The sequence below is a fragment of the Comamonas sp. Z3 genome, assembly GCF_008121565.1.
Lineage (GTDB): Bacteria > Pseudomonadota > Gammaproteobacteria > Burkholderiales > Burkholderiaceae_C > Comamonas > Comamonas brasiliensis.
The window spans coordinates 175,775-188,534 of record NZ_VOQU01000009.1 but is presented as its reverse complement, the minus strand read 5'-3'; the positions used below and the strand labels follow the sequence as shown (position 1 = coordinate 188,534).

Here is a 12,760-nt window from a genome sequence, read left to right as displayed (position 1 = left end):
AGCATTTGAATCCCCAGAGAGCACGTTTAGTTGCCCGATATTGGAGACACCATGAAAAACTCAAGCCTAACCCGGCGGTCGCTATGTGTGACCTCAGCCTTGGTCATCGCCTTCCTGGGCCATACGGCCGTTGCACAAGAGAACTATCCGGCAAAACCGGTCACACTTGTCGTCCCCTTCACCCCAGCAGGTAGCAACGACGTTATCGCCCGAGTAGTCGGGCAGCGGCTTAGCCAAATTTGGCATCAGCCGGTCATCGTGGACAACAAGCCCGGCGCAGCAGGAAGTATCGGCACCGACCAAGTGGCCAAAGCCTCTGCTGACGGCTACAAGCTACTAATAACCAACAACAACACGATGTCGATCAACCCGATGCTGCTGCCGAACACTCCGTACGCTGTTGCACGCGATTTCGCCCAAGTGACGCAATTGGGCACAGTACCCGTAGTGCTGGTCGTGAATTCAAATTTGAAGGTTACCACTGTGAAGGAGCTAGTCGCTCTCGCAAAAATCAGCCCCGGGAAACTTTCGTATGCATCGTCGGGCTCAGGCAGTCCGCAGCATCTCTCGGCAGAGCTTTTCAAGTCCATGACAGGCACTGATATAGCCCACATTCCCTACAAAGGCGCAGCCCCCGCCATCACGGACATGCTAGCTGGACAGGTTGACCTTCAGTTCGGTGCCATCAACTCGCTGCTGCCACACATTCGCAGCGGTAAGCTTCGAGCGCTTGCCGTAGGTGGGACCCGGCGCGCCAGCCTGCTACCCAATGTCCCAACAATGGCAGAAGTAGGCCTACCCCAGTACGACAGCGAAATCTGGCTAGGCCTGGCAGCTCCAACAGGCACCCCCTCCGCAGTGATCAAGCGTATCAACGCCGATGTCTCCAGAGTTCTGGAGGAGTCGGGCGTTAAAGAAAAGCTAGCGGAGCAAGGTATTGAAGCGCGATCCTCGACACCGCAAGAAATGACCCAACTTGTCGAAAGAGATACCGCGCGCTGGGCCAGCGTCATTAAGGGCGCAGGCATCAAAGCCGATTAAACGGAGCAACCAAATGAATTCAATGCAACCCGTCCCGCTGCGTCGAGACATTCCACTCCCTGGCAATGATACCGACAGTCTGTGGGCTAGCGATGCGATCGCAGAGATGATCCGCGCGCTTGATATCCCCTATGTCCTACTAAACCCCGGATCAAGCTTTCGCGGTCTGCACGACAGCTTGGTCAACCACCTGGGCAATATCAACCCCCAAATGCTGGTTGTGCTTCATGAGGAGCATGCCGTTGCTATCGCCCACGGCTATGCAAAGGTAACAGGAAAGCCCCTGGCTGCCATTGTCCACAGTAATGTCGGACTGATGCACGCTTCTATGGCGATCTTTAATGCCTGGGTAGACCGCGTGCCGGTGATGGTTCTCGGCGCAACGGGCCCAGTCGATGCCGCAAAACGCCGCCCTTGGATCGACTGGATGCATACCGCGCAGGACCAAGGTGCGTTGGTACGCGACTTCACCAAATGGGATGCGCAGCCCGCTTCCGTTGTTGCCTCTTATGAAGCGCTGCTCCGAGCCAAACAGATTGCACTGACTGCACCGTCCGGTCCAACCTACGTCTGTTTTGATGTTTCCTTACAAGAGACGAGAATCGACGCGATCCCGCCATTACCCAACGTCTCGCGATACGAGGTTGCCTCACCCGCTGTACCGGGCAAGGAAGATCTGGAGAAAGCCGCAGAACTACTTTCCTCGGCAACTCGGCCCGTCATTCTCATGGGACGCGTATCTCGCTCGAGCGAAAGCTGGCGCCATCGCATCCAACTGGCCGAGAAGCTAAATGCGGAGGTCCTCACTGACCTGCGCGCTGGTGCGTCCTTTCCTACGGACCATGAACTTCACGCCGCCGTGCCAGGTGTCTTTCTCTCACCCGAGGCGGCAGCTACGCTGCGCGCCGCGGACGTCGTCCTTAGTCTTGATTGGTACGACTTGAATGGAACACTCCAACAGGCATGGCGCGGTGAGTCTGTGAGCGCCAAAGTGATCCAGGTCTCACTCGACCACTACAGCCATCGCGGCTGGAGCATGGACCATCAAGGCCTCCCGCCGGTCGACGTATTTATGCCAGTTGAACCGGACGTCGCCGTTCCTCTCCTATCCGCCGCATGCAATCGCCGCTCGGTCGCCACTCGCCCCTCGAAGACGGTAGCCGCCAAGCTGCCGGCGCTGCAGGACGGCACAATCAGTATTGCGATGGTCGCGGATGCCCTGCGCCGCGCAGCAGGCGAGCAGCCCGTGACGCTGATTCGCGTGCCACTGGGATGGAGTGGAGAGATGGGCCACTTTCGCGATCCTCTGGACTACCTAGGCATGGACGGCGGTGCAGGTATTGGCTCAGGACCGGGTATGGCCGTAGGTGCTGCACTGGCACTTCGCGATACCGATCGTCTCCCCGTACTGATGACAGGTGATGGCGATTACTTGATGGGCCTGACGGCACTATGGACAGCGGCCAATGCCGGCATTCCGCTGCTCACTGTTGTATGCAACAACTGTTCTTTTTTCAACGACGAACTGCATCAGGAGCGTGTGGCACGCGACCGTGACCGACCAGTGCAAAATCGCTGGATCGGGCAGCGAATCGGAGACCCGGATCCGGATCTAGCTGCACTCGCGCGCGGACTGGGGCTACAAGGCTTTGGGCCGACTACCAACCCGGCCATGCTTGACGAGATACTAGCTCGCGCCGTAGCAGCGGTTCGGGCTGGCTCAACCGTTGTCGTCGACGTACGGGTCACTCCAGGCTACAGCGCTGCAATGACCTCCGGCATGACCCGTTCGCATGAAGATCATGAAGGAAGCCAAGCATGACGAAGATACCAATCTCCCTGCAGGAAAGCGGCGACCTGACCCCGTACATCCAGAGCACTTTACCGCGTTCAAGCGGTCATTTCTGGGCGGGACGTTGGCATGAAGGTGGGAGCGACACAATTGCGACCTTCAACCCATCGACCGGTGACCTTCTGGCCGATATCCCCTGCGCATCCCAGGCAGAAGTGAACGCGGCGGTCGCCTCAGCCAAGTCCGCGTTCCCGACATGGGCCGAAACGCCTCCGTTGCAGCGTGGCGCGCTATTACGCGAGGCCGCACGCCGCGTACGACTGCATTCACGGGAGCTAGCGCTGCTAGACGCCGCCAACTGTGGTAATCCCGTGCACGCCATGCAGATGGATGCGGAGATCGCTGCCACCCAACTGGACTATTTCTCGGGACTAGTGCTTGAGATCAAGGGCGAAACCATTCCGACCGCGAATGGCTCGCTGAACTACACGCTCAGGGAGCCCCTCGGCCCTGTGGCACGCATCTTCCCCTTCAACCATCCGTTCATGTTCGCTGCCGGGAAGATCGCGGCACCTCTCGCAGCAGGCAACACCGTCATTCTCAAACCGCCAGAGCAAGCCCCTCTCTCGACCATTCGATTGCTGGAAATTCTCGAGGACCTGTTTCCTCCCGGGGTACTGAACTGCGTCACCGGCGGGCGCGAAACGGGCGCCGCGCTCTCTGCACATACAGATGTTGCCGCTGTCGCATTAATTGGAAGTGTTGGCGCGGGCAAGGCTGTACTGAGGTCTGCTGCGGACACGATGAAGCACACCTTGCTTGAGCTCGGCGGCAAGAACGCAATGGTCATCTATCCCGACGCCGAACTGGACCGCGCCGTGGAAGGTGCCGTGCGAGGTATGAACTTCACATGGTGTGGGCAGTCCTGTGGCTCTACCAGTCGCCTATACGTACACCGATCTATCCACGACACATTTATGCAGCGTGTAGTGGCGGAACTCGCGAAGAAGCACCGGCCCGGTATCGCCACGCATTCGGACACGACCATGGGAGCGATGGCGAGCCGCGCTCAGTACGAGCGTGCCCTGCACTACATTCGTGCAGGCATCGAGGACGGAGCCACGCTCTTGACGGGCGGCTGCCCGGCACGCGAAGCGCATCTGCAAGCCGGTCTGTTTATCGAACCGACCATCTTCACAGGCGTACTCCCCGATATGCGGATCGCGCGCGAGGAAATCTTCGGTCCTGTGCTCTCGGTCTTCTCTTGGGAAGACGAGAACCAAATGTTCGCCGATGTCAATGCCGTCGAACTAGGCCTTACGGCCTCGGTGTGGACCACGAGCCTCAACACCGGCTTGCGCGCCGCCAAACGTATTCAGGCCGGATATGTATGGGTCAACGAATGCTCAGCACATATTCCTGGCGCGCCGTTCGGCGGCTACAAGCAGTCCGGCGTCGGTAGGGAGGAATCCAAGGAGGAACTACTGGAGTTCACGCAGGTCAAGAACGTCAACGTGAGGCTCGACTAGGGCGTGTTGAGATTTAACGTGAATTGATCACAGCCGATACCAACGTGATGACAGCAGCGAAGCTGCTGTCTGTCTTGTCGCAGCGCATTGCAATACGTTTGAACTCCTTGAGCTTGCAAAAGAAGTTCTCGATCAGGTGCCGCCACTTGTAGACCTCTATATCAATCTGCAAGGGCTCTCGCCGATTGGACTTATGTGCAATCACCACTTGGAAGCCCTGTGCCAGCAAGCGTTGCTCCAGCCAGTCTGCGTCAAATGCTTTATCGGCCAGCAATGCCAGCAGATCTATGCCTTCAAGCAGTTGCTCTACACCTTGAAGATCATGTCGTTGGCCTGGCCGCAAAACAAATCGGATCAAGTTCCCAAGGGTATCTGTCAGCGCCAAGATCTTGGTGGTCAAACCACCTCGACTGCGACCTATGGCCTAGCCCGCAGACCCTCTTTTGCACCCTTACCATGCCGGTGCACTCGCACCATCGTTGCATCCAACATCACGTATTCCATGTGCGGTTGATCGCTGACTGCATCAAACAGCTTTTGAAAAACATCAGCTTTGACCCAGTCGCGAAACCGCTTCAAGACGGTGCTCCACTTACCAAACTCGGGTGGCAAATCTCGCCAAGGGCTACCTGTTCGTGTAATCCAAAGCACTGCTTCCAAGAAGAGTCGATTGTTGGAGCCACTGCGTCCTCGGTCTCCAACCTTCCCCAAACACAATGGACTCATACGAGTCCATTGTCCATCTCTCAAAACATATCGCATCACCGCGATGATTGTCACGTAGCCGCGGAGATAAAGGATCAAATCTCAACAAATCCTGGTACTCTGACAATCGGAGGTTCTTCCATACTGGCATTAGTATGGGCGCTATATTAGCTGCAGTCGCCTGTAACAGCGCTTTCCAAGCCAGTGCAAGCCCCAAGGCGCTGTGTGAGTATGCATCAGCTTCGTGACCGAACCTTCAGCCTACTATGAGATATTGAGGCCAGTTGCGAAGACCGGCAAGCCACCCATAGTACTGATCCACGGCGGAGCGCGTACCGGTTCCAGCTACATGGCGACAGCCAGCGGTCGCCCAAGATGAATACCTTTTTTCTCAGTCTAGGACAACCAGATGGGGCGGCCTGACTGTGCTGGCACCGGTCGCAACAGCGCCCCGCACTACATCCTGTCGGCGAGACGGCTGTGCAAGGCCTTAGAAAAATGCTAGACCCAGCAAGAAGCTCGTTGACTGCAGCATGCGCTTCGCACTCGACTACATGTATAGCTAACTAGCCAGCCTTACTACCTGGTTGTTGCTCAAGCGGGTGATTTTTGAAAACAGCGCACTCCACATGACTGACCCATCGGGTTACCCGGGTAAGCAAGGATCTATGCCAGTATCCTATCCACACGAGCACCTGGGTTGTTAATTTCCACGCAAAACTGGCCCCCAGGAGGTTCGGATAAGAGTTTGGACTGGTGTTATGCGGCTAGGCCTAGTTTGTGCCAGTATTTCACAGGACTTGTCGTTCAGTCCCACAGAGAGATGGTGCGGATGAAGTCTAAAGCGGCTTGGGTCTTTTCCCATGCCTCGCACATCGGCCGGAATGGTGTCTTCCACCTGAGCGCCTTCAAGTGCTTGCCGAAGTTGTAGCTTTGAACGAAGGTCTGGACATGCTCCCGTAGTTGCTCCAGTCCCTCGTACTCGTACGCCTTGATCGTGGATTCCCTGAAGGTCCGGTTCATGCGTTCGACCATGCCGTTCGTCCACGGGTGATACGGCTTGGTATGCGTTTTCGCGACGCCATTGAACTTGCAGATGCGCTCGAAGATGTGACCGATGCATGTGTCGGTGACACCGCCTCTGAAGCATTCTTGTCCCGTAAAGGACATGCCGTTTTCCGTCAGAAGGGAATGCATGCGGTACAGGAAGGCCCCAAGCACCTGTCGAAGGAACTTTGCTGCATTGGCTTTCGTGGCCCTGTCAAAGAACGCGGAATGCGTGAATTTGTGACGCGGTCTATGACGACGAACGTGTGCTGTTTGGTGCGGGAGACCTTCATTTCGGCGCTGTCGATGGGCACGAAGCCCAGCGTCGCTTCTTCAAACTTTCCGTGCCTTTGTGACACCTGCGTTATGGGCTGTCAACTGATTCCGTGACGCTGCAGGCATCGATGCAAGGCGCTACGGCTGAGCTTGGATGCTGTCCCATGAGATCGTCCAGCGACAGATGCCCTTGCTTGCGCAATGCAATTGCCAAGTGTTCTTACTCTTGGGAAAGATGCTGGCTTGCTCTGTCCCGAGGCCCCATGGGCTCATCGAGAACCGAGGTGCGTGCACGCCACTTGGCCACGGTCTTGGGGTTGATGCCGTAGAGCTTGGCCAAGAACCGATGGGAGCCGGTCGCTAGCTGGAGTTCTGCGCGGATACGCGGCGTCGTGCGGGCGCTACCATGCAGGCGGATTGCCATAGTGCTTTCTCCTGTTCCAGGCTGAAGAATGCACCATGACTTCCTGGGACCGTACATCTAGGCGACAGAAGACGACGCGAGCGAGGCAGCAATACGTGCGTCAGGGCCTTATCACGCTCATGGTTGAGGAACATAACGGGCGCGCGGACGCCACAGGCCAGTCGCGCCGCGCTGCTCCTGTACGTGCGCCGCCCAACCAGCCATGCGCGCCACTAAAAAGAGAACCGCAGCCGACCACACGGGCAGCCGAAGCCCGCGCACCAGACAGACAAGTGCGAACTCATGCCTGGGATGGTCTGCGAGGTTTTCCTGCGCCCAAGCGACGAAATCGAACACCTGTCTCATGTCGAAAGAGTCGTCAGCCAAGTCGGCGGCGATGGCAAGTAAGTGCCTCGCGCGCGGGTCGCCCCCCTTGTAGAGAGGATGCGTGAACCCCGGTATCTGCTGCCCGCTTTGGTGAAGGCGAATGGCCTTTTCACGCAACGCAACCGCCGTCGGTCTTGCCGTCAGAAAGCGGTCAACGATCGCATAGTGCCCGGCGATCTCGGTCCCGGAGCTAGCGCAGATGCCCGCGGAAATACAGTCGAACAGGTTTGCCCCACCCGATGCCGCGGCCCGAACAGCCAGGGTGCCTGGCGGCAGCTCATGGTCTGCAAGGAGCACCAGCAGCGCGTTCACCGCGCGGCTCCGCTCGAGCGTGGCCTCGCATCCGAAGGAGCGAATGAGCGTCGACGCGATCAGTTCCGAACGCTCCGGCAGCGTCAGCGCGTGTACGGGGCTGACACAGCCTAGCGCTTGCGCAATGGCAGAGATCAGCAGATGCGGCTCTTGCACCACGCCACCAACACGACCGCCGCTGCCCGACAGCTTGCGGGTACGTCCCAGCTCAAGGGCCAGCATTGCGATCGCCCCATACACTGTGTGCGGGTCGGTGCCGTGCAAAATCCGCAAGCCAGCTTCCCGAGCGCGAGCCAACTCCCGCGGAGGGATTATCCAAGCGCCAATTCTGGCAACGTCGAGCGGAGCGCCCCATAGCAACTCGCAAACGCGCTCGAATGGAACACCCTGGCGCGCGAGGTCACTAGCCAGATAGCCTCGGTATGCTGGGCCAGCCTCGGTGATTTCTGTTATTCCGCTGCTAATGATGGGCTGCCCATGGTCCATCGCGCCAGCTGCCGCAGCAGCATGGCCTGCACGGGCCGCCGCACGCGCAATGACCCGCTCAACGTCCGCTCGGCTGTATAGGTGCGCTTTGGTCCCGGGCTGAGGCACACTACGAATTGCCCCTCTGCTCACATATGCGTAGAGCGTCTGTGGTCGAACGCCCAGGAGGGCAAGACTAGCCTTCGCATCAAGGAAGTCAGGGTGTCGAGAGGACGTGGAGTCAGAGCCTGTGATCATGGGGTCCCACGCAATCCAGACCTGCAATGGCAAGGGATTCCATAAAGCGTGCCATATCTACATGGCTCATATTTATTAGCCATCTAATAATTTTACACGACAGATGGAATCTACCGCAGAGAGCGAGCTTAGCCAACTGCCGCATGGGACATGGCATTTAGCCTATCTACCAAGATTCTCAAAAGCGTCTTGCTCTATGCGGGTCAGCGCCTAGGCATGAGGGCTAGCGCCTCCACGGGTTAAGGCTTTGGGGAACCTTGGACAGCCGCTCTCCTCGTGTCATCTTGGATACACTCGTCATTCGCAAGATTCTCAATAATCTTCAATAGCGAGCGCCGCACGATCCCGACATGCGCATCCGACAGAGACTTAACCGCCAGTGCGTTAACCTCCTCGGCCATAGGCACAAGCTTTGCCTTGAGGCGCTTGCCTGCAGGCGTAAGGAATACGTACATGCTTTTACGATTGTCGGGCCGGTGCCTTCGCACGACATATCCTAACTCTTCCATGGCTTTCAGTGCAATGGCCGTCGTGGGCGCCATCACTCCTGCCTCAACGCTCAGCTCCGCCTGGGTGAGTCCATCCCTTTCCCAGAGGATCCGCAGAAAAGTCCAATGGCCGAGCTGAACATCGTAGCGCGCGAGACGATTCTGCAGTGACCGAAGAAATGCGCGCGTCGCGTCTTTAACCAAGTGAGCCAAGCGATCGTCAGGAACGCCCTCATGCCAGTGCTGCAGGATTCGGCTCGCCATCTCTGCTGATTCTGTCCTTGCTTTCTTAGCCAATGTTCATCCCTCAATGCATACTAACAGACACTTTGCCTGATTTATTCCCCGCAACACAGGCAACGAGCGACTACGTCTACACGAGCCGACAGGCACAAACAAGGGGGAGAAGAATGAAAAGGTACGAAACCAGGCCAAGCGAGCTTAGCAAATATAGCACTCCGCATTCCTTAGTTCCGAACTCCACCACTGCAGAAACAGAACACGCAGCAATACGGCACCACAGGCAAAATTGAAAGTACACCTGAGCGGCAGTACCGTAAGCCGCCGACTGTAGGATAACCGCCCCAAAATGACATGCAGCAGTCAGCAGGATCAGGCTACTCTGTATCTTAAATCTCTGAGGAGGGCGTTTTACAAGAACGTACAAGGTGCCCGCCAAGCGCAAGCCTTGTGCATTGCACCGGCACACATATGCCCTAGGCTAGCACCGCCTTTGCAGAGTATCCCTCACTAGCGTACGCAGCCAACGATGCGCCGGATCCTGATGGTGGCGCCTGTGCCATATCTGAATTATTTCCACGCTCGGCGACGCGAACGGCAGCGGGATGGCCGTTATACCTTCCTTGCCGTCAAACGCACTGGCCAGATCCATCGGAATAATGGCTGTCAGCTCGGTTTGCGGAATGATGGTCAACAGGCCAAGATAATGGGGAACCGTGGCCACCACATTCCGCTGCACGCCCATTGCAGCCATAGCCTTCTCAATGACCTCCTGGCTACGGCCTTCTGTTCTGACCGCAATGTGCTCCGCGGCTTGGAACGAAGCGATATCCAGCTCGCCGCGCGCGGCGAGCTCCCTGTCGCCCGTGATGCACAGAAATCCGCTATTGCGCAACAACCTCTGCTGAAAAACACCTCCACTAGTGATATCGGGAAAGTACCCAACGGCAAGATCGACACCTCCTGATTCCAGACCTACCTTGAGCTTTTCCACGATAGGGGACACCGTTCTCAGGCGAACACCTGGAGCCTGCTTGCGTACAGCATTGATCAGCAGCGGCAAATAGCAAGTTTCGCCGACATCTGTCATGCAGATCGTGAATATGCGCGAGGAAGTACGCAAGTCCAACGCCACCTTGGAAAAAATATGCTGGCGGGCGAGTTCGAGGGCTTGCCGGATCGGCTCAGCGACCTCCTGCGCCCTTAGCGTAGGCTGCATCTCGTTCTTAACACGCACGAACATTGGATCGTCGAAAGCCTTACGCATCTTCGACAGCGCGTGGCTCATAGAAGGTTGACTCAGGTGCAATTGCTCGCCAGCCTTAGACACACTGCGGGTTTCCATGAGCGCTTCGAAGACAATTAGCAGATTCAAGTCCTCTTGAGAAGGCGTCATTTTGTCCACGCTATGCAATAAGTCTATAGTTTGAAAAGTTGTTGGAGTTCCAGCCTTAGCCAAGCACCTTACATGCACTGCATCCGGAATCATGCATGCGCATAAGGCCACTGCAAAATGAGGCCAGACACAAGGTACTGTCGTCAGACCAAAGGAGACTCTTATAACACTGACGTCTTGCTCGCCTGTGGCCATCGCAGAGGAGAGGCCACATAGGGTGGAGCTTCCGACCACTCTGTCCGCACCTTTCTCTTACGCAAGCACTTCAGCGCGGCAGTTCCACGTCTTTACCCGAGCCGGCCGAGTCGAGCAACGCTAGACATACCTCAAGCGTAGCGCGCGCCCATTCGCCATCATGCAGCGGCTTGATCTCGTTCACCACAGCGTGGTACAACTCATCAATAACCTCGAAACGGGGCACCACCGGCCGCTGCAACGACCGCCGCTCCTTGGCGAGGTCTGCGTACACGCAGACACTGTCCGGTAACGGGCGTATGTCTCCGCGCTCGCACGACACCACTATCGGGCCAAAATGTTGGTGCCAGATAGGCTGCGCATCCATTGCGGCAGCCACATATCCAGGACCTCCATAGGTAGCAGCAGCCTTGAGGTTCGCCTCCTCCTGTGCTGAGCCCACGGTAGCCAGCTTGCGGCGGGCGGCGCCATATGCCTCAGGAGACTTGTCACCGCCCATCTCGCCAATCCAGTCGCACCACTCGTCGGAGTCGAAGTGCCCGTAGCCGTTATAGGAGATGCTGGCGAACGCGCCCCCCTCGAACCACAGCAGCGCCGAATAGGCACCCTGGGTAGGACGCATAGGATCCCAGTCACCCGTGATGGCTCGAACCCTCCTGACCCGAGTGCCAACCAGCAAGCGCACAATGTCGACTTGGTGAGCAGCCTGACTGAACACCACGCCACCGCCCTCTTCAGTGCGCAGTTCCTCGGGACGACGCGGTCGGTAGAGAAAGTCGGTGTAATTCAACGCGTGGACCATACGCACGGGCCCCAGCTCCCCGCTCTGCACGATCTCTCGAGCGCTCAGGTAGGGTGTGTCAAAGCTGTGACAATGACCGACGATCAGGTGTACCCCTGCATCACGGCAGTGCTGGATCATCTCGTCGCAGTCGCCAAGGGACAGCGCCATCGGTTTTTCCACAAGAACATGCTTGCCGTGACGTGCTGCAATGCGTGCCTGCTGCGCATGAAATTGGTGTGGGCTGGCGATATAGATAGCCTCTACATCCGGATTAGATGCCAGGCCTTCAATGTCCGGGTACACCGGAGCACGGAAGTCGCTCGCAAATTGAGCCCGCGCCGATTCGCGCGGATCGCAAGCAGCCACCAGCTTTATCCGCGGGTCCTGCTGGAGTGTCGGCAACATAAGCGTGAAGGCGCGCCCGAGTCCGGCGACACCCAGTCGAAGTTGGTGGCCGGCGTTCACAGGTCGATCACCAATTCGTCTGACTTAGCCCGAGAGACGCAGATCATGATTTGCTTGTCCATCTCCTCGGGCAGCAATACCATGTCTCGATGATCAGCCTCGCCACTAAGTAGATTCGTGCGGCAGGTGCCGCAAGTACCGCTCTCGCAAGACGCCGCTGCATTACAGCCATGCTCACGAAGCACAGACAGAATCGACTTGCCGACTGGTACCTCAAACGCCGCGCCGGAGTTGGCCAATTTTACCATGAAAGGCTTGTCGTCTGGCCGCACTCCTCCGCCTTCGTTAAAGCTCTCGAAATGTACGTTGGTCGGCGACCAGTGCCCAGTCATGTCGCGCACAGCTTCCATCAGCGGGCGGGGGCCACAACAGTATACGTGGGCGGAATTAGGCTTTTCAAGCTCGGGCCACAGGTCGAAGACGCGCTCAGCGTCCCCGTGACTGTGGTGGATCCGCACTCGCCCCTTGAGTTCGGGGGCTCCAAGCTCTTCACGGAAGGCTGTGTTTTCGGGAAAGCGCGTCAGATAGATTAGCTTCCACGGCGCAGGCGGCAACTCACCGAAAGAACGGATCATGGAAAGGATCGGCGTGATGCCAATACCCCCGGCGATAAAAAGGTAGCGCTTGGCGTTATCCACCAGCGGAAATGCGTTGGAAGGAAGCGATGTAGGCAGCGTGTCGCCCTCCTGCAGTTGCTCATGCATTGAAAGTGAACCGCCCTGCCCTTCGGGGTCGCGCTTGACGGCAATAACATAGCGCTTTCGCTCTGTCGGGTCATTGCAGAGCGAATATTTTCGCAGCATGCCGTTAGGGGCTTGCACCTTTACATGCGAGCCGGGAGTGAAGGGGGGTAGATCGCTGCCATCGTCATGCACCAACTCAAAGCTGCGGATATCGAGCGCCAAGTCGATGATGCGAGACACCCTCAACGGCATCTGCGTATCGGAGTGAGTATGCGTAGAAGACATTGTGAAATC

9 protein-coding genes and 1 pseudogene are annotated in these 12,760 nt (G+C 57.5%); 3 read left to right on the top strand and 7 right to left on the bottom strand.

What is annotated here, in order from left to right:
- Window positions 1-51: 51 nt before the first annotated feature.
- From FSY59_RS24370 to FSY59_RS24360, 3 genes are read left to right on the top strand one after another with little or no spacing between them, the layout of a single operon-like run.
- Window positions 52-1,041: a tripartite tricarboxylate transporter substrate binding protein gene (locus FSY59_RS24370; protein WP_043376740.1), complete on the top strand. Its 990-nt coding sequence runs from the start codon at window positions 52-54 to the stop codon at window positions 1,039-1,041.
- 13 nt (window positions 1,042-1,054) lie between these two features.
- Entirely contained in the window at window positions 1,055-2,863 is a 1,809-nt protein-coding gene (locus FSY59_RS24365) for a thiamine pyrophosphate-binding protein (protein WP_051962223.1), read from the top strand.
- Window positions 2,860-4,362, top strand: a complete 1,503-nt coding sequence (locus FSY59_RS24360; RefSeq protein WP_043374571.1) for an aldehyde dehydrogenase family protein — start codon at window positions 2,860-2,862, stop codon at window positions 4,360-4,362. The genes FSY59_RS24365 and FSY59_RS24360 overlap by 4 nt, the downstream gene beginning before the upstream one ends.
- Before the next feature lie 13 nt (window positions 4,363-4,375).
- Here FSY59_RS24360 and FSY59_RS24355 read toward each other — a convergent pair.
- From FSY59_RS24355 to FSY59_RS24325, 7 genes and pseudogenes are all read right to left on the bottom strand, one after another.
- Window positions 4,376-5,133 (bottom strand): IS5 family transposase gene (locus FSY59_RS24355; protein WP_144245004.1). Its coding sequence is split into 2 segments (ribosomal slippage): window positions 4,376-4,788 and window positions 4,788-5,133, totalling 759 coding nucleotides; the frame shifts between segments, so codons are not numbered across the junction.
- Window positions 5,134-5,878: 745 nt separating this feature from the next.
- Window positions 5,879-6,814 (bottom strand): annotated as a pseudogene (locus tag FSY59_RS24350) (integrase core domain-containing protein); the annotation flags it as partial.
- Between the two features lie 117 nt (window positions 6,815-6,931).
- Window positions 6,932-7,978: a citrate/2-methylcitrate synthase gene (locus FSY59_RS24345; protein WP_158407681.1), complete on the bottom strand. Its 1,047-nt coding sequence runs from the start codon at window positions 7,976-7,978 to the stop codon at window positions 6,932-6,934.
- A gap of 476 nt (window positions 7,979-8,454) precedes the next feature.
- Window positions 8,455-8,967 (bottom strand): MarR family winged helix-turn-helix transcriptional regulator, encoded by a 513-nt coding sequence (locus FSY59_RS24340; RefSeq protein ID WP_043374577.1) that lies wholly within the window; start codon window positions 8,965-8,967, stop codon window positions 8,455-8,457.
- Between the two features lie 457 nt (window positions 8,968-9,424).
- Window positions 9,425-10,339, bottom strand: a complete 915-nt coding sequence (locus FSY59_RS24335; protein ID WP_043374580.1) for a LysR family transcriptional regulator — start codon at window positions 10,337-10,339, stop codon at window positions 9,425-9,427.
- A gap of 265 nt (window positions 10,340-10,604) precedes the next feature.
- Complete coding sequence (locus tag FSY59_RS24330; protein ID WP_043374582.1) at window positions 10,605-11,783, bottom strand: Gfo/Idh/MocA family protein; 1,179 nt, start codon at window positions 11,781-11,783, stop codon at window positions 10,605-10,607.
- A complete protein-coding gene (locus FSY59_RS24325; protein WP_043374584.1) occupies window positions 11,780-12,751 on the bottom strand; it encodes a PDR/VanB family oxidoreductase in 972 nt (323 codons plus the stop codon). The genes FSY59_RS24330 and FSY59_RS24325 overlap by 4 nt, the downstream gene beginning before the upstream one ends.
- Between the last annotated feature and the right edge of the window lie 9 nt (window positions 12,752-12,760).